General features: G+C 59.9%; 26 protein-coding genes. 1 reads left to right on the top strand and 25 read right to left on the bottom strand.

Translation table 11 applies throughout. From position 1 onward, the window contains the following. Positions 1 to 418, bottom strand: a 418-nt coding sequence (locus AAF184_11860) for a GCN5 family acetyltransferase (protein MEO0423027.1), incomplete at its 3' end; no start/stop codon positions are given. 117 nt (positions 419 to 535) lie between these two features. Here AAF184_11860 and AAF184_11855 point away from each other — a divergent pair. Continuing rightward, on the top strand, positions 536 to 1270 hold the full coding sequence (locus tag AAF184_11855; GenBank protein ID MEO0423026.1) for a hypothetical protein: 735 nt from the start codon (positions 536 to 538) through the stop codon (positions 1268 to 1270). Between the two features lie 55 nt (positions 1271 to 1325). On the opposite strand, the gene AAF184_11850 is transcribed toward AAF184_11855, so the two are convergent. The 24 genes from AAF184_11850 to AAF184_11735 form a co-directional block, all read right to left on the bottom strand. Beyond that, on the bottom strand, positions 1326 to 1802 hold the full coding sequence (locus AAF184_11850; GenBank protein MEO0423025.1) for a hypothetical protein: 477 nt from the start codon (positions 1800 to 1802) through the stop codon (positions 1326 to 1328). A 219-nt stretch (positions 1803 to 2021) separates the two neighbouring features. Continuing rightward, a complete protein-coding gene (locus AAF184_11845; GenBank protein ID MEO0423024.1) occupies positions 2022 to 2531 on the bottom strand; it encodes a hypothetical protein in 510 nt (169 codons plus the stop codon). Between the two features lie 334 nt (positions 2532 to 2865). Next, entirely contained in the window at positions 2866 to 3759 is an 894-nt protein-coding gene (locus AAF184_11840) for a hypothetical protein (GenBank protein MEO0423023.1), read from the bottom strand. Between the two features lie 238 nt (positions 3760 to 3997). Beyond that, the gene (locus AAF184_11835; GenBank protein ID MEO0423022.1) at positions 3998 to 4927 is read right to left on the bottom strand and encodes a hypothetical protein; all 930 of its coding nucleotides are present in this window, start codon (positions 4925 to 4927) and stop codon (positions 3998 to 4000) included. A gap of 167 nt (positions 4928 to 5094) precedes the next feature. Next, positions 5095 to 5787, bottom strand: coding sequence for an AraC family transcriptional regulator (locus tag AAF184_11830; GenBank protein MEO0423021.1), 693 nt, complete (start codon positions 5785 to 5787; stop codon positions 5095 to 5097). Between the two features lie 57 nt (positions 5788 to 5844). Further along, positions 5845 to 6297, bottom strand: a complete 453-nt coding sequence (locus tag AAF184_11825; GenBank protein MEO0423020.1) for a hypothetical protein — start codon at positions 6295 to 6297, stop codon at positions 5845 to 5847. A 243-nt stretch (positions 6298 to 6540) separates the two neighbouring features. Continuing rightward, positions 6541 to 7050 carry a hypothetical protein gene (locus tag AAF184_11820; protein MEO0423019.1) on the bottom strand — a complete coding sequence of 170 codons (510 nt, stop codon included), beginning with the start codon at positions 7048 to 7050 and terminating at the stop codon, positions 6541 to 6543. 77 nt (positions 7051 to 7127) lie between these two features. Further along, entirely contained in the window at positions 7128 to 7577 is a 450-nt protein-coding gene (locus AAF184_11815) for a hypothetical protein (protein ID MEO0423018.1), read from the bottom strand. Positions 7578 to 7828: 251 nt separating this feature from the next. Further along, positions 7829 to 8230, bottom strand: a complete 402-nt coding sequence (locus AAF184_11810; protein ID MEO0423017.1) for a hypothetical protein — start codon at positions 8228 to 8230, stop codon at positions 7829 to 7831. Positions 8231 to 9615: 1385 nt separating this feature from the next. Continuing rightward, a complete protein-coding gene (locus AAF184_11805) occupies positions 9616 to 10098 on the bottom strand; it encodes a YfbM family protein (GenBank protein MEO0423016.1) in 483 nt (160 codons plus the stop codon). Between the two features lie 172 nt (positions 10099 to 10270). Next, positions 10271 to 10798 carry a hypothetical protein gene (locus AAF184_11800; protein ID MEO0423015.1) on the bottom strand — a complete coding sequence of 176 codons (528 nt, stop codon included), beginning with the start codon at positions 10796 to 10798 and terminating at the stop codon, positions 10271 to 10273. Positions 10799 to 10826: 28 nt separating this feature from the next. Then, complete coding sequence (locus AAF184_11795) at positions 10827 to 11276, bottom strand: hypothetical protein (protein ID MEO0423014.1); 450 nt, start codon at positions 11274 to 11276, stop codon at positions 10827 to 10829. Positions 11277 to 11308: 32 nt separating this feature from the next. Further along, complete coding sequence (locus tag AAF184_11790) at positions 11309 to 11758, bottom strand: hypothetical protein (protein MEO0423013.1); 450 nt, start codon at positions 11756 to 11758, stop codon at positions 11309 to 11311. Between the two features lie 86 nt (positions 11759 to 11844). Continuing rightward, positions 11845 to 12171, bottom strand: coding sequence for a hypothetical protein (locus AAF184_11785; GenBank protein MEO0423012.1), 327 nt, complete (start codon positions 12169 to 12171; stop codon positions 11845 to 11847). A gap of 126 nt (positions 12172 to 12297) precedes the next feature. Continuing rightward, complete coding sequence (locus tag AAF184_11780; protein MEO0423011.1) at positions 12298 to 12750, bottom strand: hypothetical protein; 453 nt, start codon at positions 12748 to 12750, stop codon at positions 12298 to 12300. A 52-nt stretch (positions 12751 to 12802) separates the two neighbouring features. Continuing rightward, positions 12803 to 13387 carry a hypothetical protein gene (locus tag AAF184_11775; GenBank protein ID MEO0423010.1) on the bottom strand — a complete coding sequence of 195 codons (585 nt, stop codon included), beginning with the start codon at positions 13385 to 13387 and terminating at the stop codon, positions 12803 to 12805. Between the two features lie 128 nt (positions 13388 to 13515). Continuing rightward, positions 13516 to 13899 (bottom strand): ankyrin repeat domain-containing protein, encoded by a 384-nt coding sequence (locus AAF184_11770; protein ID MEO0423009.1) that lies wholly within the window; start codon positions 13897 to 13899, stop codon positions 13516 to 13518. A 4-nt stretch (positions 13900 to 13903) separates the two neighbouring features. Beyond that, the gene (locus AAF184_11765) at positions 13904 to 14710 is read right to left on the bottom strand and encodes a hypothetical protein (protein MEO0423008.1); all 807 of its coding nucleotides are present in this window, start codon (positions 14708 to 14710) and stop codon (positions 13904 to 13906) included. 8 nt (positions 14711 to 14718) lie between these two features. Then, a complete protein-coding gene (locus AAF184_11760) occupies positions 14719 to 15204 on the bottom strand; it encodes a hypothetical protein (GenBank protein ID MEO0423007.1) in 486 nt (161 codons plus the stop codon). A 935-nt stretch (positions 15205 to 16139) separates the two neighbouring features. Further along, positions 16140 to 16727, bottom strand: coding sequence for a hypothetical protein (locus AAF184_11755; GenBank protein ID MEO0423006.1), 588 nt, complete (start codon positions 16725 to 16727; stop codon positions 16140 to 16142). Positions 16728 to 17057: 330 nt separating this feature from the next. Beyond that, positions 17058 to 17471, bottom strand: a complete 414-nt coding sequence (locus AAF184_11750; GenBank protein ID MEO0423005.1) for a hypothetical protein — start codon at positions 17469 to 17471, stop codon at positions 17058 to 17060. Between the two features lie 734 nt (positions 17472 to 18205). Next, complete coding sequence (locus AAF184_11745) at positions 18206 to 18640, bottom strand: hypothetical protein (protein MEO0423004.1); 435 nt, start codon at positions 18638 to 18640, stop codon at positions 18206 to 18208. Positions 18641 to 19496: 856 nt separating this feature from the next. After that, complete coding sequence (locus AAF184_11740) at positions 19497 to 19796, bottom strand: integrin alpha (GenBank protein MEO0423003.1); 300 nt, start codon at positions 19794 to 19796, stop codon at positions 19497 to 19499. Beyond that, a complete protein-coding gene (locus tag AAF184_11735; protein MEO0423002.1) occupies positions 19771 to 20298 on the bottom strand; it encodes a hypothetical protein in 528 nt (175 codons plus the stop codon). The genes AAF184_11740 and AAF184_11735 overlap by 26 nt, the downstream gene beginning before the upstream one ends. Between the last annotated feature and the right edge of the window lie 331 nt (positions 20299 to 20629).

Here is a 20629-nt window from a genome sequence, read left to right as displayed (position 1 = left end):
GCGCCAGGCCGCGCAAGATGTCGAGGCGGTTGGCCGGCGCGTTCGGGCTCAAGAAATCTGGGATGGTCGATGGGGTGCGGCGGGGTCGTGACAGGAACTCTACGGGCCATTCGGTGATGCGCTCGGCGCGCACATGTTCGTACTGGCCGGGCGTTGGTTCATCGATGTACTCGCGCTGTAACACCAGTGCAAGGGGGGCGTCCGCGCCGGCGTTCTGATTGGCGAAGGCCTCTGCCTCGGGATACGACGGGAAGGCGTAGTAGTAGTCGCAACCCTCTTCCAGGTCATCGGCGCCCCTCGTGGGAGACATCCACACGCGGTACTCGAGCACCTCATCCCAGACGTAGCCGCCCCCGCTCTTGGTTAGGGCGGGATACTCGCCGACGCGAGCGGCGTCATGTACTGCGGGGTAGTCCATCGTGGCGACCAAGGCTCCGGTGGCATCGATCGTACCGCGTTCAAGCCGTTGAGCCAGCATGCATGTTGGGGCGATGCCTCCACGGCATCGAGCGTCCACACAGGCTACACTTCGATCATGAGCGTTGCCTACCCAGCACCCGTCTATCGGCGTGCCCACTGGTATGTCCTTGCCGTGGCGATTCCGACCTTGGCCGGTTTCCTACCCACCTACTTTGGACTGTTTCCCCGGATGCAACTGGCCCACCACGTGCACTTCTGGGCCGCGACGCTGTGGTTGGTCTTGCTCTTCGCCCAGCCGATGCTGATCGCCAGAGGAAACCTGTCTCTCCATCGTACGATGGGGATGGTGGGGATAGGCGTGGTCATCGTCTTCTATGCGACCAGCATGTACGTCGCGTGGTACTCCGCAGGTGACGCGGCCGCCAAGGGGCTTCCCCAGCAGTTGTTGCACTGGGTAGATATTCTCGCGGTCAACTTCGCGCTGATCGCTGTCGTTCTGGCCGTCGTGTGGAGAAAGACCGTTGCCGTCCACCAACGGCTGATGCTCGCGACGCTCTTCGCCGGCATCGTGCCCGGTGTGGGGCGAGCACTTGGTCAGTTCGTGCTTGCGCCCGCTGGTCTCCCAGGTGCCGTCTTTCCGATCGTCATCTTCGGCGGAATGATCCTTGCGGCTTTAGCCTGGGCCTGGGCCGACCGATTCAAGCACCCCGTCACGTTGGGCGTTCTTGCCACGGTCCTCGTGCTGAGCGTATCCACCTTCACGATCGGGGCCAGCGAGTGGTGGAGAGAGGTGCTGGCGACGTTCGGTATCCCTCAGGAGCTCTACACGCCCTTTCGCTTGGATCCTTGAGGGTGGGTTCCGCTCCCGGCGGGGTGGCTCGCAAGCGCGTACGCATCGGCGATCTCTAGTTCGATCCGCTCTGCCAGTTCGGTCGCGTCCAGGCCTTGTGGTACGAGATCGTTCGCTGCACCAGCCAACTGCTCTCTTGCAGATCGTAGATCTCCTCGGTGCCCACCACGTGTCCGAGGTTTTGGTTCAGCAGCAGGATGTCCTCCCCGAACCAACTCACCTCGAGGCTTCTGAAATCCTGCGTCTTCAGGCAGACGGTGCGACCGTCGAATGCACGGACGCGCAGCCGCGCTTGCGCTCTTTCGTAGGGGACGATCGAGCCGACGGTTCGCGTCAGCTCGGCCACCCAGGCACCTTGCGGTGATTCGTACTGGCGTACTTGCTCGGTGGGTTCGTCCTCGGGGATTTGGTCTGAGCAAGACGCCTCAAACCAATAGCGCTCCGCGAAGTTCGACCCGTAGCTCACGGGGCCCAAAGAGGGCGCCAGCCCGACGCCGATCACCCAAACGAGGGTGAGTGCGCTAGTTTCCATGTCGTTCCACTCCTGGCCTAGGGGGTTACGGCCGCTCGCGGGTTCAGGTCGTCACCCTTGAACTTCGATGGGTCCGGCGCGCCCCCATGCACGTCCTTCGTCGTCAGCGAAGATGCGAGCGGCATCTTCATTTCCATGAGCTCGACCGTCTACCTAGTACCCACCATGCCGCGACTGCTCATCCTGCGGTGTGTCTGCTATGGGGAACGATCCGTCGTGTTACTTGCGGTGCGGATCGCCCGGAAGTTGTACACCGAGTCGACTGGAAGTTTCTTCTCCATCACCGCTCTGCGCTTGTACGCGGTTTCGTCTCTCCAGCAGTTCCCGCAGGGCGCCCCCATCATTGTGGGCTTTGAGCGCGTTGGCCCACGGGGCGAGTTGACGATCGAACCTACTCAGCTCTCCGCTCCTAAGGTAGATGTCTAGCAACCTGACCCGAAACTCCATGCAGTTCGGTTCCGCTATGATCGCGGCACGTAGGTGGTCCTCGGCTCCGCGGAAATGCCCAAGCGCAAGCCGATGCTCCACCTCCTCCAGTACTTGTTCAGCGCTCCGCTGCGTGCCGAGACGGCGCTCGTAGCGAAGCTCGGAGAGGTTGGCTGTGAGCGCCTCCAGGGGGAGGTAGACGATCTCCGCTAGCAACAGCATCAGCGACAAATGAAAAGCAAGGCTTAGCGGCGGCAGCAGGATGGAGCCAGCTACTATTGCAGCGTAGACTGCCCCAGCCACTACCGCTATCCGGGGCCATTGCCGGAGCCAGCGCAATCTGGATTGGCACTTGTTGCAGTCTGTGTACAGAGCCCTGCGGCCACTAATGGGCCGCAGCAGGTCGAGAACAAATGGAGGGCGGGTATTGCCAAGGCGGGATCCGCACCGTGGGCATCTGTATGACCTCAGCAACGGCGCGCTCAAGCGATCGACGCCGATCCATAGCGCGATCGTGAGTAGAAGTGTGACGAGGAGTACTACTATGTGCACCGAATGTCGGAGTTCTCGTGAGCGATCGATGGGCGACTTACCGCTGGACCCGGCGGCTGGTGGAGCAAATCGAAATTATTAGCGATCATAGCCATGTGGCCTGAGCGTAAATAGCCTTATAGGACATCTCACGCACTGGCGTCACTCCCACGCCCTTTAGAAAGAACTCCTTGCCTTTGCTCAGTGGGTCACCCGAGTAGACATACCAAGCGTCCCGCCTTCTATCGGGGAACTTCTTGAAATAGCGAGCGCGCTCAATGAGAAGCCAGCGAAGGAATACTTCAGTTTCGTCAAGGCTCAGGCCGAATATGAGTAGGGAGCAGTTGAACACTGCGTTGAGCCATGTTCTGTAGCCCTTCCAACGAGACTGATTTTTGCCCACGAAGATGCGTCGTTCGTTCCCCTTGTGAATCCAGCTACGAGCCCTTTCTACCGAGCCCATATAGTGAGACAGCCCAAGGCGGATGCTCCGCTTGTAGTGCTGCATGCCATTGATGTGCCAGATGCCGAACTCATCAGCAGGGTTGGAGAGCGGGCCGTTCGCGTAATAGGACTCCCAAGGGTAGTAGTCGGTAAACCCGCCTTCCTTTGACCGATGCAGGCTGCAATCGCCAGCGGCGGACAGCGTTTCCTCAAAATTGGTGGTCAGGATCGGCCTATCCGCGCGTTGCGCCCACTCTACGATCCAGCCGTGATGGTCGTAGTGTCTCCAGGCCGACATCAGTTTGCAGAACTCCTTCTGCAAAGAGCTGCTAGTAATCGATGACGCTGATTTGAGGGCCAGTACGTCGTAGAACTCCGTCAGAGCAATGCCAGGGGGCACGGATCTTAGCGGCGCGGGGAGATGTGCTTTCGCCAGTTGAACTAGGAGTTCGTCCCATGAGTTTGTTGTGCGGGCTGTTCCATAGCGGTTGATGCCGTTACCGATGACGAGTGCAAGATCGGAGCTGTGGTGCTTAATGATCGATTTGGTGTTCATTACGGACTTACGCCCTGCGTGAGGAGGAACGGGTTGAGCGATAGATCCAATGCAGTGTTGAGCTGCCCTGCCAGGCGCTGATGTGGTCGTTGCAATCGAGCATACAGGGCGATCCCTGCGGTCACTAGCTCCCCAAGATACGACTCAACTCAGCGAATCCGGAAAGTACATTGCTCGATCTCAAGGAGATCGCTCCTCTGTGCGGCTCCAGGGATCCAACTTCTAGATCGGGGCGTGCCTACCGATCCCGCCTGGCCGTGTCTGCCAGAAACAACGAGTAGGCAGCTCCACGCACTACGTCACCCTCTGCCGATTCGATGGAATCCACGCCAAGGGAAGACAACTCCTCCGAGAGCCCCTCAAGGACTTTGCGATTCGCATAGGAGTGCGGTGACGTCGGATCATCCCCCTGATCTTCAATGAACTTCTGAAGCACCCTAAAACGAGTACTGTCCGCCATCGCTAGCTCCATCAGCTTGGCGCGGTACTCCAGCTCCCAAGGCGCCATGTCGGGGAATGCGTCGAGGTCGAGAAAGTGCTGCGTCTCATGGCCGAGGAAGGTCACCCGAAACTCTTCGCCTTCGAGATCGTCGTAGATGGGCACCACGGCGTACAGGGTTCGGTCCGCTACCCAGCCGCCAGCGCCTCGCATCTCGCAGGTGGCGTACTGGCCCCAGCCGAAGATCATGAAGTCATCGAGGAACGCGACGTTGGTGCGGTAGGTGCCGTGAGGCATCTCGACGGTTTCGGCCCTGCGCGTCTCTTGCCGCCAGATCATGAGCTCACGAAGGACACCGGTTTGGCCAAGCAGCACATGTAGTCCTTGGGCTTCGAGCTTGTCGCGCACGGCGTGCTCGATGGCGACACTGTCGGTCTTGTCGGGTAGTTCCAGGCGTGTGCGTAGCGTGTGTTCGAGTGCCCTGGTGTGGTCCTCCCGGCGCTCGGGAGCCCTCAAAGACGCGTGCCAGTAGTGGCGGTAGATCTCGATGATCTCAGCCGCGAAGGTATCGGCGCGCGGGGGCGCCGGCGGGACTGGTGTCGACCCGTCGCCAAAGCGCTCCAACATACAAGTTCGGTAGTCCCGGTCCTTCTCGCTCAGTGTGGTCGAGTCGACTGCCCGCAGCAGCTCAACGGCCCGACGGGCATCGCCCTGAAGCCCAGCACCCATGGCGTTGGATATGTCCTCAGCGGAGGAGGGGGTAGCCCCATGGGGTGTAGGCGGCGCGGAGGAGGGTGTGTGACCCGGAGGCGAGCAGGCCCCCACCGCTAGCAGGGCCAGGCTTAAGACGAGCAAACGCATGCGAGCAGACTCCAGAGGATGATCTGCCTGGAGTTCTAATGCGCGGTCGCCGCTGCGTCTTGAAGATTTTTGACCCGTCGCCAATGGCTAGGGGGCACCCCCGTCAAGGCGCGGATAGCGCGGGTGAAGTGCGCTTGGTCAGAAAACCGGTATTGATCTGCGATGTCGATAAGCGCGCGATCGCTGTGAAGCAGAGCCTCGTAGGCCTGCCGTGCGCGAGCCGTGGCGCGGTACTTCGCAGCGGATACGCCAAACGCACGCTTAAATCCGCGGCTCACGGTGCCGGGGGCCAGCCCGAGCGATTGACCCCAATAGCTCACCGGCTTGGCAGGGTCATCTCGAATGGCGCTGGCGATGATGTCCGGCCAGTCCGTGAGCGGTGGTGTCTTGGGCGTCATCGCGTTGAGCAGCGCAGTCTTCGCCGCGGTGCGATCCGAGACGGAGAGTCGCACCACTTCGTCCACATCGGTCGTTGTGCTCAGGGGTGGGGCATGAGGTGTCTCGCTTACCTCGAAGTTGAGCGTCTCGACGTCGCTTTGTGCGTGTGTCCAGTTTGCGTGGGACGCGTACTGCCCGTGAACGAGCACATCGCCCGGGCCGACGACAAAACGTCCATGGTCGCCCGCTTCCACGTAGGTGCCGCGCAGGATGAGCGTTACGTAGGGGGTGGCATGTTGATGGCGGGGCAGTACCGCGCCGGCGGGCAGCATTGCGGCGATGGAGGTCAAGGCGCTGCGGCTCCAGGTGACGTCTCGCAGCAGGATAGCGCTATAGTTGCGCCTACGTTACTGGAGGCCATGAGCCCTGTTCGCGCCATCCGACAGTGATTCGCCGGGCGCCTTCGGTGACACGTTGAGGCCGACGAGTCCCTTGTAGCTGCCGTCGTCAGGGAAGTTCAAGACGTAGAAGACCTCGGTGTTTTCGTGGATAGCGATTTTCGTCGACACCACGATGTTTGGAAGCTCGCCGAACGTGGAGAAGCCCCACTGCATGGGTTTGAATTCAACGAGAGGGCCGATGTTGCCGGAGATTCGCTCCATGAACGCCGTCAGCTCCTCCATGCTGAACACCTGCTGTAATCTGGGATCGAGCAGGGCGTAGACCGCCTCGGCGTCACCGCTGCCAAAGGACTCGACGAACTGGTTCGACACCTCGAGGGCAGTGGCGTACTTGCGTGCTGGGCCCGATAGGGGTTCCTCGAAGTAGTCGTTGTCGCCTTCGCTTGAGTTGAGGGTCATGTGCAAGTCGAACTCGCAGCTGGTCGTTAGTAGGAGTGTGGCGAGTACTCCGGCCGCTGCGGGTAGGCGCTGATGCTTTAGGGCGTGGCGTCTATCGGTGTTCAGTTGATCGATCGCTCGTGCTTGTGGTTTGACCATTCGTCTCATCGAGGCCTATCTGCGACTCGCCATGTTACCTCTCCACGAGGTGTTGGGCGTTGGAACGCGCCACCCGATGGAATACCGCGGTCGCAGCCATCCCCTTCAAGTCGCAGGTACTTGCCTACGGCGAATGGGCAAATCCGCCTCGCCTCTCAGTCCGCTCCATCGCCGCGTAAGGTAAACCAGCGCAGCGACACCGACCACGTTGGCGCCCAAGACTGACAGCTCCATCGCCTCTACGTCGGGTGTTGTATCAAGCGAGAAGTTTAGGTTACCGACTCCAATTCTGAACATGAGCTGCAGCTCCCACGGGAAATCCCAGGCGAGACCCGCCATGGCGCCAAGGGCGAAGTCATACTGGAACCACGGCAATGCCACGATGGGGATTTGAAGCCCCCAGACCCACTGCGCCCAGTACACCCCTCGACGTTCCTGGTTCCAAAGCCAGATTCCGCAGATCCAGATGGAGACTAGGCCAACAGACACGACCGCCATGAAGATCCCCGAGGACCATGTGAGACCCGGAAGGGCGCCGATCAGTGACTGCATGATGATGATGGCGAAGACTATCTGCAGAGCAGACAGGATGCGGGTAGCAATTAGTTGAAGCATCAGTTTTCCGCTGCGTCACGGGAATTCAGAGTTGGCTCGGACCAATGATAGCGAACTCGGTGATGGGTTCACCGAGATCAGTTCTCACCGCGTTCGACGGAAGCGCAGATCGCCCCGCAGAAGGCCCATAGACCTCCTGTGTCAAAGATCGCGAATGCACCATACTCAACGGTGATCGCAATTGCTTTCTCTGATGAGCCTGCAGCGACGGTAACTCGCAACTTGGTGGAGGCAGGTTTGTAGAGTGAATCCGCGATCCAAACGCCGCGTTCGAGCACAACTTCGGAGCTCCTTAGCTGGGCGCGGCTGAATCCTTCTGACTCAAGTGTCGATGCTAGCGCTGCTATCGCCTCGGAACCCTTCGCCGAAGCGGCTGCGGTCACTTCTCGACGGTACTTCGGAAACCAAGCCACTAGCGGTTTTCGAGCGGGATGGTCTTGGGGTGACTGCAGCTTGTAGAAGCCGAGGCACGCCAGCCAGGCAAGCGCCGCCACGGCTAGGCTTATGCCGAAAAACACCCAGAACATCAAGCGTTCCCGCGTCGACGAACGTCGCGACTGGAGTGCATACCGTTGCGCCTCTTTGTGCTGGGGCAAAGGTGTCCAAGGTCGTCACGACGCGCGACCTCGCGGAAGAAGTGGGATAGCCTCTCACGCGGGCTCGTCGAGTGGGTCACGCGCTTTCCCAGACGGAGCGAAGGCTGAGCGACGGTTTATGCGAGGCCGGAGACCTCCCAAGAGGTGGTGGCAGAATCGAAGTGCTACCAGCAGAAGTCCCGCTAGCAGTCAACGCTCAGGTACCATCGCAAACGTTCGTTTTCCAGGCGCTCCAGAACGCGTTCGAACTCCTCCAGGTCCTCTATGATCTTCTCTACGTTAGCGAACGGAGCTTCACCCGCTCTCAGCTTGCCCAAAAGCGCACGGACAGAGGTGAGACCCGTAGAGGCGTCGAACCACTGCAGGTCTGGCAAGTCGTCCGGGACATCCTCTCCAGCGTCCTCCAACATCTCGGCGAGATCCTCTGGGTCTATGCTGCAGAAACTGTAGAGGGGAGTGACCCCAATGGCCTCGCAGTACTTGTCGAGTACCTCAGCGTCGATGCCCCCCAACGACTTCCCGTTCACAAAGGTATCGAAGCCTGCGATCTCTCGCTCAGGAACGATGAAGAGTGCTGCTCCCATGTAAATCTCCTAGGTAGTATCGTGCTGCGTCGGTCTTACGTTGACCTCGCGGGGTTGGCATGGTCCCGGAGGGGCCCGTAGGCTTCGCGGCTGCAGGTCATCTGGGCTCCGGCGTGTCGAAGGGCTTCGAGCCGAAGCTCGCCGAGGCCTCACCCCACGCAGGCGGTCACGCTACCTAGTCCCACATCCGTGCCAGAGTATTCCGGGCAGCATCTCCGCTCGTCGCCCGCATTGTGGCGATCAGATAACCGTATCGTTCCGTTCGGTCGTGTAACCCGATCGCCTGAGGCGTAGCGCGCGACACGAACGTCTACGACACGAGTGTGATGTGTCGACATACTAGCTACCAAGCCGCATCAAATACACAGCTGGTTCGTGCGCTATGGGCCAGCTGTTTAGCGTAAGTCCCTCGAAAAAATGGTGATCTCAATCCTCGAGTTGCTCCACGACTGCGTTATGGAGCGTGAACAGCAGCTCACCCGCTGAGAATCCACCACCCGCGTCGGTCGTGAGGTCTGCGGCCCTTTCCATCTCAAATGGATGCGGCGCGTACACTACTCTGACGCGGAGAACGGGCAAGACGATAATCGAAGGATCCCAGCTATCGTTCCCCGAGATTTCCAGCTGCTCTTCTCTTACGTCAGCAAGAAAGTCCTTTCACTCGTGGCAATGCCGCCGGAAAACGCCCAGCTGACGCCTTCAAGCACCTTCTCGGGTAGCTCCATACCTCAAACCTCGCGAAAAAGTACACTGCATTGCCTCTGCGGCAAGTGCTTGACGGCGCGGACACAAGCCATTAGCCGGAATGCCGGTGTAGCGTCCGGCATAGACGTCTAGGCTCACGGGCCCGGGGCCCCGTGACAATGCCGGATCGCTACGGGCAGTCTCTAGACGCATTAGCTGAATTCCCATTGGCACAAGCCATCTAAGTACTCCGAAAACGAGGGATACCTTGTGATCGGCCGAGCAGAGCTCGGGTAGTGCAGTTCATCAGGGGACCAGAACTGAACCGGTAATGGACTGAGCGTATCGGCGATGTCGAAACACCAGCAGTGTTCATCGTGACCGTTCCTGAACATGACGAGATGCCTGGGAAGGCGGCGGGTTACGCGCCGGCGCCGCCAGAAGCTATTGACGCGGATGATGTGATCCGGGTCCGCGTAGTCAGGTCCGAGGCTAACAAACATCGCCCGATACGACTTGCAGTGCTGCGCCAAGTAGATAAGTTCATCGGGGATGGCAATCGAGAAATGGTGGTTGATACGACGAATGCTCTCCTCCGTTGGAGGCGCGTTCTGCGGGCATGAAGCCACGCCGCAATAGGCATCTAGTCGTGCTATGAAGTCTCTCATGGCGTCCGCGCGGTAGCACCCGCGCCACCAGCGCTACACCAGATAGGCCAATACGGCCGTTCCGTCAGCGGCAGCCGTGGAATAGACCTCAAGAAGCGTATCGAAGTATCCACGCAGGTACTCTTGCTCATCCTGAGAGAACTCGAACCCGCAATACAGCTTGGCTGCGGATGCAGCAGCCCGATCGAGGTTGGCGTATGCTGCGGCCAAATCCGCCTCCTGCAGGGCGGCGGCGACCCGAAGCACCTGCTGGTGATCAATCAGCCTGGCGGGGCCATAGCCGAGGTCGCCGCCGACCGGCGTACCACCGAGAATAGCGTCTCCGGCGGGAGTGCCGTCGGGCTCGGCTGAACCGGTCAGGAGATAATGGAGTGAGTGCCACGACTTATCCAGACCGTGCTGTCCTTCGAACGGATCGTCGACATCCTCGGGGAAGAGCAATTCTTCCACCGCATCTGCATCGCTTTTGATCATCTCGAGTTCGTCTTCGTCGAGGATCTTGAACATTGCAACCATGCCCACGTGAAGGACTCCTTTGTGTTGGCGAACTAAGAGACTGATTGGCTACCACGAAATAGATTGCGGGTAGAGAGACGCAAGCAGACTGAATTTTCCTTGCTCGTGAAGCGGGACGTTGGGACGTCTTACTCAGGTACGACAAGCTGCATGTTGCACTCCGCATGGACCCCTAGTTCTTGTGCGCGTGCCAATAGGCGGCCTGGTCACTCGTCTGCTGCAGAATAGTATCTGGCTTGTGATGTCCTGGCCAAAACTGGATCAAGTATCGCTGGCCCGGAATCGGGATGCGCTCGTGTTCCCACACTACCCCCTCATCGTACTCCTTCTCCAATCCGTCGATGCAGTAGCGTACGCGGTACGGCCCCGCCGGCAGGTCCAGGGGATACGTGTCTTCGTGTGCCCATTGGCATAGTAGGACAGGTTGGCTATCGCGACAGAAGGAAACCTCCACGATCTCGGAATAGCTCGAGTCAATCGGGGGCTCTGTCGAGAAGAGCACGACCTCGAGGGCGATCACCGCATCCTTCGGCCTTGCAGTGAAGAACAAACTCCCGGGTTGCGCCGCGCCGCAGAGCCCGTTGACCTGGTTAGCAAAGGCGCTATCGATGTCACTGTATTCATCCTCAGCCTCGATGTAGAACTGGCTGAATTCGATATCGATACGCCCGGAAAAGAGCGTCTTGGAGCTAGGGGGCATGTCAAGTCCTCGGAGTGATGCCAGATGCCTACACTGACGGCACACGAGTGCCGCGGATCGGGGAACGATTCACGCAGAAGCAGACCCCAGCTTCCCCTTCGATGGTGGGGCGCATCCGCGCGATGAAGGGCCATTCAAGCTCAGGGCCGTCGTCGCCGCCTACCCAGATCCACCGATCCTGCCACCAGACGGTGATCTCGCCGAGGTCATCGGTTGGGGTAGGAACGAGCGGTTCGGGATCGGCGCGCGTCGTGTAGAGGCCGACACCCATCAAATCGGTTCCGACGATATCGAATGGCACGAACACAGCTGCCATCCTGGCTTCGACATCTTTGGCGTACCACAGGGGCCTGCGCCAGGTCTCATCCTGGCCAGCCACCCCTTTCTCGTCTACAGCCATTTCCCAGATAGGGAAAAAGTCGTAGTCGTGGGGCGTGAGCGACTCGTACGGCTGCGCCTTTCCACGGATGAAACCCATCTCTTTCTCCTAACCGGGTTCGAGGCGAATCGCTAAAAGACCAGTCGCCACAGGAAGCGCACCGCCACGAGAAAACCAACGCATGCAAAACCTGCGAACCCCGAGAGAAGCACGCCGAGGATCAGCGAATCGCGACGGTCCTTCTCGTCCTGCTGATCTGCCGTAGGGGCAACCCGATACTTCAGCTCATCGTCGACGAGTAGCCCTCCGAGTCGTTCGCAGTCCCCACCGGCCAGGTACGCGAGGGCCGGTGTCGGAGCGCGGGAGAGCGCTTCCCGGTAGCTGGTTGACGGACCGGACGATGCCTTCAGGCACTCTAGTCCCAGAGCGAGCATGCCTGCTCGATTCGCCATCACGTAGCGGCTTGGATCATGGTCTGGGGAAAACCCGATTCGCACGAGCGCATCGGGCTTGTTGACGAGCGCTTCGAGTCGCTGCACTAGCAATGCTAGGTCCTGCCTTTGCCGTTCTTGCTCGGTCATGAGGTCTCTGATGTTGGAGGGGATCGATCGGCGGCGCTCGGGCTCGAGTATCTCGGCCCATGGCCCGCGTCTCGACAGGGCCATCGTCAAAAGGCAGTCAATAGCCAATGGAGTACCGTGAGAACGCCGATGGTTGCAAACCCGAGCGCGCCCCAGAGGAACATGTTGGCTAGGGCTACTGACCAATCGAAGGGTTCATCGGGCCTTGCGGGGGCTGCAGCTTGGTAGGAGAGTCGACTGTTGACCAAGAGCCCGCAGATGCCATCGCCGTCGCCACCGGCCAGATAGGCCAGCCTCTCAGCTTCAAAGGGGCGCTTTGATTCGCTGGCGTTCTCGGGCTGGGCAGCGGCCTTGACGCACTCTAGGCCAAGCGCGAGCATGCCTGACCGGTTGGCAACGATGTAGTGAGCCATTGGCTTACCCGGATACCGGACTTGGAGGAGGGCATGCGACTTGTTGAGCGACGCTTCAAGTCGTCCAACGAGGGGCAGTAGATCTTGAGGAAGGTGTTGGCTGGTCATGACGGAGGTAGGCATCACTCAGGTTTGCAGCCCATCGAACCGAAACGTCACCGCACGCTGGCACCAGGGAGGCATAGGGTGGCATGCCATCGCTTCGTCAAGCACCGCTGGCGTGCCCTTGATCGGCTCCTGCGTAGACGGTGTCCATGTGATGGCGGCATCCGAGAAAATCGCGACCATCACTTCAAACCTAGGCGCATTCGCGCCCAACTCGGGGAAGTAGGTGGGGTGCTCCCAAGCAGGTGTTCCCTTGCTGGGGCGGTCCTTATGCCCGCAAAGCCAATCTACGTTGGATTGGACGAGCGACCAGCCTTCTGAGGTTTTGGATTCCACGCGAGTCGCGCCCGCCCGCAGGGCGGTATCCACCAGCGCGGCAGCGATGCGCTCAGCGCATGCCCCGCCGGGACCGAAGTACATCTCGACGTGCTTTCGCACGTGCTCCTCGGCGCCAATGATGGGAATGTCGTTCATTGTGTATTGACGCATACTCTTCCATGCAGCCTAGTGCATTTACTCAGCCACGCTAGCAGGTGCTTGCGACCGCGTTGAATCGAGACCATATGCGGCGCTCTTGCTCCCGATCGAGGCCGGAGTCGCTTTTCCAATCGGGATGTTCGACCCACGCGATACAGGTGTCGAGCATGGCGTTGATGCTATCGAAGTGGGGGCTAATGTCCTGAAACACTGAGATGACAGGATATGGCACGGAAATATCGAAGCCGTGGCCCTTGCACGGGACGACATACCACGCGCCATTGAATGCAGCGAACGGAAAGCAATCGGACAAGTTCACGAGGTCGCGCGTCGGATCATTCTCGACACCGTAGGACTCCATCATGGATGAATACTCGTCCTTGGCTATTTCGATGCTGGAGAACCCCCTGTCGCGGAACCAGAAGGGAAATTCAGCGTCCCACGGGTCGGACGCCTGACCCGCGCGCCAGGCGTAGAGCTCTCGCAGCTCCTGCGGCAGAGTGCTTGGAAACCAGCCGAGCTGGGCGTCGAGGGCGTCGCCGGCGAGCCCAGGTAGCAACGAGTCAGGCGCCTTATGCCCCTTGGAATCGAACGCTTGCGAGAGACGGCCGAGTTTTGCGGCGAGGTTAGCCATAGGTATTCTCATTCGTGAGCGGGGTGCGGCCCGCGAGAGCATGATGTTGCGGATCATGCGGCCGTGCTTGGAGCGTTACCAATGTCGCCAACCACTCGCTGCCTGAGCCAGAGTAGGACGAGGGTGAGCTAGCCGCCTCCTTTGAGCAGTTTTGCAGTGTGCTTGTCTCCCCCTTTGTACAGATCGTTCGCTGTGACGCCGAACTCAGAGCGGAAACCGGGTGTTGCGCCGCTCTCAATCAGCGCTCTGATGATCTGCGCATCGCCGCCGCTTGCCGCGACATGCAACGGCGTTTCCCCCATATCCCCTACCGCGTTCGGATCCGCGCCGTGCCGAAGCAGCAGCTGAACGCCAAAGCGATCACCGCGACGAACAAGCACGTGAAGCGCCGTATCGCCCATACAATCGGTCGTGTCCACGCTTACGATGGCTCTACCCATTTCCGCGGGAAACAGCGATTCCGAAACGGAAGCCAGTACCTGCTCCAGCGTCGAGCGTTTCTTGTCGCTCACGCCGCTAAGGTGGTTCTGGTAGGGCCGGATCGGCGCGAAAACGCTCCACAAGCGCCCAGAACCTATCGGCATAGCGTGAGATACGAGCAGCATCCTTGCTTGAAGTCAAAAACGGCTTTCGTTTTCCTACCACCATGACGTCGTACTGCCCATCACCTAGCAGGCCGCCCGGACGCTCTACGTAGGGGGCCAGCCGATCAGACTGGACACGCTCCGGAAGTCGCGCGCGAAGCCATGCGACTTTTTCAGTCGAGAAATGCGAGTTGTTGAACTCCAGGGACTCAAGCCTTGGTATCTGCGTAAGTGGGCACGCTCGTCCATCCTCGATTTGCTTCGGGTTCATTTCGAGGTGGGTCAGCCCTTTAAGGCCCCCCAGTGGCTCGAGCGAGCTCACGAAGGCACTCCCAGTGGCGGCGTTCCCGAAGCAGAGGCGTTCGAGGCTGAGTGCCCCGGCCAGCGGCGAAAGATCGGTCACTGAGGTGAAGTTCGTGAACTCCAGTGACCGTAGCGTCGAGTTCTTGCTCACGTCCCAAAGGCACTTCGCTTGTCGGTTCAAGTAGTACGAAATCCGCTCGACGTTATCGAGATCCTCGAGGGGCGATAGATCAGGGACCCTCGGACACTTGAAGAACTCGATCTGCTTGAGGGCGACACCGTATCTGCTGATCAAGTACTCGAAGGTGTCTTGGCGCAATCCGGATATCCGGATCTTGGCGTCGTGCACGCCATCGAGTACATCGAGTGCGCTGGCGGCGATTTTCCCGCCGCTCATCTCCGGTTGGATGAGGTCAATCCACTCGTCGTCAGCCACAGTCGCTCTCAAGGATTTGAGTCATCGTCGTGAAGAGAAAGGTAGGTCTGCGCGTCTGCCAGGTTCTTCTCGTACTCCCGACTACTGAAAGCCCCGCCCCTAACCACCGTGGCCCCACAGTTTTCCATTGCGATGATCGTCTGCCCCAACAGGTCGCCGTGGGCGACGAAGTCGTTGACGGCAAGCGTCAGGCGCTCGTGCAGCCAGGGAAGGCGTTGCGGGTCCCGGAGCTGGCCTAGTGCATGGATCGCGGCCACTGCATTGTGCAGCCTTCCGGAGTCGATGTACGCAACCAGCGCCTGAGAGAGGGCGTCAACCTGCTCTGTGGTGAGAGGGTTCGCCTGATGGAGGGTCGCGTACGGCTCGATAACGCCAGTGGCGTCTACGCCGAGAGCGTAGGCTCGGAGCAACTCGCTTGCCCCCAGGAACGCTTCTGAGTCGTCAGAATCGATCCCCGCCACGATGGCGTTGACGTCTATCGGTACTCTCTCCATTGCCAAGCTCCAGAGCCATTCGCGCAATTGACTATCGTATCGGCCGCTGACCGGGGCCCACGGTTGAAGCACTGCCGCTAGCTACAACCAGGAGGACCAACTCACGACTCTGGCAGTGGCTTGATGATGTGGCGGCACCCTACCTACCAGAATTTCCACCAGGGGTTGTCTCGCGGCGTCTCCTTCAGCGCACGGTGGTAAGGGACTTGGTCGCCTCGCAGGGCGACGCCGCCAAGGGCATCTAGTTGAAGCCAATCCGGAAGCAAGCCGAAAACATCACGATCAGTCCACTCGCCAAGATATGCCGGCGCGCCCTGGTGCTGCTTGGTGATTCCGTCACAGCTAAGGTGGCACGCTACCAGATCTCCACCCCCAAAGCGTTGGTACCAGACTTCACCGGAAACATCGTCGACGCAGACACCTATCAGTGCTCCTCGGCAGTTTTCCGAAATCTGAGCCAGGTCGCGCCCAATACTCCAAATAACTTCCGCTGGAAGCACGAGAGCGAACCACGAGCATTCGCGCACCTCGAGGACTGTGCCAGGGAAGAGCTTACCCGGAAGGCGAACCGTGCATCGAGAGCTTTCACCGGCGCGCTCCAGCCCCGCTTCGGCGAATACGAGTTGCTTCAGATCATCGGGCGCGTGTTCAGCAACAATGAGTGCGTACCTATTTCCCATCGCGCTAGCGTCAGTGGACTTGCAGCGACAACGCAGTTAGCCAGCCGGCGCCTATCGCCGGCTGGCTCACCCCCAACGCATTTAGGTACGGTTCGACGACAGACACTGGTGCTGGATTGCACATCGAGGCCAGCTCGGCTCGTTCCTTTGCTCGACGACCCATTTTCGCGTCTCGCCCGGGCAAACGCGTTACCTCCGCAAGGCTTGGGGAGGCATAGCTGCGGCAGTAGCCGGAGTGGTGCGAGGAATCACTCGTTAGGCGGCGCTACCAGCAGACCGCCGAAACCTGAACGCCATACCTGCCAGACCAGAGAGCAACAGCACAGCCGTCGCGGGGGCGGGTACCACCCTCGGCTCGACGTCGATGCTGTCGAGCGTAAGGCTTGCATTGTAGGTTTCGTTCAGCTGCGCATTCCCGAAGACAATGACGAACCCCGACTCCGTGAGGTCGTACAGATCGATGTCATAGAGGTCTGCGGACAACGGGCCAACCCCGTCGAAGGCATCTCCGCCGGCCGCCTCGAGATGCAACTCAAACGACTGCATCTCGAAGTTCTCCGCCTGAGCATTGGGACGCCACTGCGTTGCGATGCGGTCTGTATCTACGACGTCGCCAGCATCGAAAAGGGCGATACTATAATCCGGAGTCGTAACAGCGAAGTCGCCAACGGCGCCGGTGAACCCAGTCGGGGCCAGGTAGTAGGCCTGCCAGTCAAAGTTGCCTTGGAGTTCATCTTCAAGGGTATCGTCCAGCGTGAACGTGATGCTCCACGGATCACCGGTTTCGAAAGGAACATCGTCTGGATCGAGACTTGGCGCTGGTGTGGTGTAGATGAAATCCACTACCCCAGTGAACGTAATATCGAAGGTCGCCGCGGGTGCCGTTATCGGTAAGGTGATAAGACCGAATACTAAAGCAGCTGGGATTGTCTGTGTTATTGGTTTCATTGTAGTCCCTCTACTTCGAAAAGCCCGTTAGTTTACCAGACTCCTTGCTCGTTGCAGGGGCGCTGCGTCGAGATGGCTTTCCGTGTCAGCAGCAGCCTCCGAGTGGTTAGCGGATACCATGACCGGCCGGCGAGGGCGCGCCATGCACACCTAACGGGGTAAGCAACAGAGGGATAGCGATCAGCAGGCGTATGGATTACCGGCTATCGCGGCGCTGGCAGTCGGTCACCAGCACCCGGTCGGCCGCTCGACGACGGCGCGGAAATCCAACACGAGCTGGTGAGTGCTATCCCCGCACTGCAGGCTCCCGACGACCAACCGGTCTTCCCTTAGGGCGAACGTGTGCTCCGCTTTGAGAGGCTCGCAGGCAGCGGCCTTGTCGACGAGTTGCGTGTAGAGCGTGATCGTGCCGTCCGCCGCCATGGACGTGTGGAATGAGGCCACATGATCGATGCCGCGCCCGCCAGGGAATCGTCGTGGCGCGTCAGTCTCGAGGGGTAACATCAGACTTATGGCGTGGCCGGGCCAGCCGTCGGTCTCTACCGACGCCCACACATCCAGGCATTGCTCCGCCGGAGCGGCGAGTGGCATCAGTGCCACGGCGAGGGCCGCGCCGCTGATCTTCTTCCAACACAACATGCCTTGCTCCCATTCTGGGTGGGCCGTTTCCGCCCGTAAGACACCGAACTTATTGGCTCTGGAGGTGGCTAGCGCGCAAGCGCTTACGCCACCGTGTGCCGGTGCCGCACGCCCTCGGGGCGAGCCTCACAGCGGACAGTCCTGAGAGTAACCGATAACCTCGTTCGCGTCGTCCGACTCAGACATATGCCGAAGGCACGCAAATAAACTGGGGCGTCGGCTCGGCCTGACCTGCTCCTACGACCGCCGCTGATGAAGCTCAACGGGTCCATGTTCTGATCTCTAGCACGACTGGTACCTCAAACTACGCCTCATCGAATCTATCGGGTTACCTCACGTGTCAAACGCTGAGACTTCGGGATTGTGTGGCTTGACCCTGTTCTCCCCGCTTCAGCCCCTGTTTCGAAGCGACCTCAATTCCCACGAGCCCACAGGGCCGCTAGGCCGAAGAAAAGGGCAGCCCCTCCGGCAGCAAGCACCAGCTGTCCGACCAAGCCGACATGGGGTGCCACCAGATCGGTAGCAACGCCGACGTACGCGAGCGCTGGGATGAGCAGCGCGACGCTTAGTCGGGTGTTTCTTCTTCGTGTCTCCACTGCCGCCGCTCTATCTCTCCTGTCATCTGGTCGCTTCATAGTCGCTCAACATAGGCGTTCAGGGTGGTCTCGTGTTCCTGGAGCTGTTTGACGATGGCAGCCGCTGAGACTCCGCCGTGGAGGTCCACGCTTCGTCGCTCACAGGTTAGGTCTGCCGATCTCTCCCATGATCTCCTTCAACGGGAGTCGGGCGCCGTCAACCTCAACGCTTGCGACTCCAGTGCCGACACCATCTACTTCGTGCCAGCGCCCGCGGAAATAGACCTGAGCCGATCCCGCTTGGCGGTTGAAGATGAAGTCCGGTTGGCCATCCATCCCGTAGTCTTCGACATCGACCAACGGTTCGCCATCCGCCGAGACAGCGGAGTACGTTAGGAGATCCACCACACCATCATTGTCGTGGTCGCGCAAGGTCAGGATCGGTGCATGAGTGCCCGCTTGGAAAACGCCAAGGTTGAGGCTGCCGTTCGCGTGGGTTAGCAGTACCGAAGGAAAGCGGGGGGCATCGATTGTCAGGGCAACTTCCCCAGGCTGTCCGCCTCGCAGGTGCTCACCTTGGAAGGTCTGGGGCACGTCTCTACCTGAGCAGGCGCCAACACACATCAAGGCAACGGCCGTCACCACGACAAGTGGTACGAGCTTGTGCGCAGGTGGCATCCGTTTCGGCTGCATTAGCTCAATGGGTATGGAGGCACTATGGGCGCTCGCTGTGCTGCGCTCGAGAGCGAATCTCAGCGCGATATCCTGACAAACCCGAGTTCGATGAGTTTACCGATCGCTTGGTCACCGGCAAGCCTGAGTATCCGATTATCGGGGGCGTCTGTTGAGTATAGAGTAACTGTAATGCTCAAGGCGCCATCATCATCGAATCGCGTAAGTGCCAGGGATGCGTAGTAGCTACGCCAGGGCTGATCCCAACGCGATACATGCAAGTGGTGGCGCGCCAATGCGCCATGGACGTAGATGCCTACCCGTTCCCGGTCGAGCATCTGGAGGGCAGCTGACACGTAGGACTCTCGATCCGAGAAATCGCTCAGGTGAGTACTAATAGGACCCTCGGTGGCTATCAGTTCTGAAAATTCGCGTTCGGGCGTCGAGTGCGATGGGCTGAAGAAGTTCATGATTGGTGCAAGGAGCGCATGCTTCCAGAGAAGGCGATCGACCTTTTTTGAATACGTCTGGCGAAGGCGCGGGTCGTCGAAGCACGTGCGCGCGTTCGTGCTGATGGAGTGTGTCCATTGCTCGAAGCGCTGGAGCGCGTCACAAGCATCCGAATGCTCGGTAGCTGGGGTTCTATCGGTGCGGTCGAGCTGAGCAGCGAGTGAATACGTTGGGAGCACTTGAGTCTTGGAACCTGCGGTTAACCATTGCGGGCCGCGAGCATAGAGATGGCATTGCCCCGGAGGAGGGGCGTTAGGAGAGCAACTCGTCAGTAGGTTGCTGCGATTGCGGTATCCAATGCAAAAGACGCGTTTGATATGCCCTCGCCGCGCGCGCCGATGAGCAAGTCGTCAATGCCGTCGCCGTTGAGATCGCCCGCGCCGCTGACCGATGCGCCAGCGTAGTCGAAGCTTCTGCCATGATGGCGAAGCCGATGCTGACCTCCGGGTCTGCATCGACCGTTGCGCTGGCAAGCAGCATCCACACCGCGACACCCTCGCCCTCGCGCCGGGCTATCGGCAGAGCAGCCATGCGGACCCGAGTCACCAGCTCGTTTGCACCCAGCCATGGTGAAGCCACGTGGTCGCAGCTACGGCAGCCGCGACCCAGCAGCTCCACGCCGTGAACCGCGCCGTTCGAGCCTCACGATAGAACAAAAAGGACGCGATCGACACCAGGAGCGCCAAGACTGGGAGCTCGAACACGCCGCGCGCCACCTTGTGGGCGCCTGGAAACCAGGCCTCTTGGGCGAGGATGAGCCAGATGGTGGCAGGGCTCACGATGAACGGGACAGTGCCCCAGCTCATGTGGAGGCGCCGGCCGACAAGCTGATGGCCGAGCACGGTGATGCCGAAGACCCACAGCACGACTAGCAAGTAGAACAGGGCAAATCCCGCTGTCGCGCTGGGCACCACCGGCGGAAACCAAGATGGATCCGAGTCCACCCACGGGGGTCTGGTCGGTAGCACCTGGGCCAGGATGAAAGCGCCTACTGCCAAGGCGAGGAACACTACGTAGATACTCGCCGCTTCGACCGAAAGCACAAAGAGCTTGAATCGACTCATGAGCATCTATTCAGTCTCCACACCAAAGCCCCTAGTACCGCTCTAATAGTCGCGTTCAGTTCTTCCATCAGTGCATCCCTCTCCGCGCGCAGATCGCCGTGACGCCTGAGTCCCTTTGCCATCGCGTTGAAGTCGCCTGCGCGAAACGGCTTGCCCGGTTCGGTCTCCGAGATCTCGTTGACCTCCCGACAAGCCTCGTAGCTCTGGAGAAGCGTCTCCAGGCCAAAGAGCGACTCACCGCCTAGGTACATCCCGGGTCGTGACCGAATGAGGTCGAGGTACGTGTAAAGACCAGCCCTCTCCCTCCCGACCCGAACCGTCCTGGCAGCTGCTCAAG

The sequence above is a fragment of the Pseudomonadota bacterium genome (assembly GCA_039815145.1).
Classification (GTDB): domain Bacteria; phylum Pseudomonadota; class Gammaproteobacteria; order Steroidobacterales; family JBCBZW01; genus JBCBZW01.
Note: the sequence above shows the minus strand (reverse complement) of the source record. Positions and strands in the feature narration are given on the sequence as shown.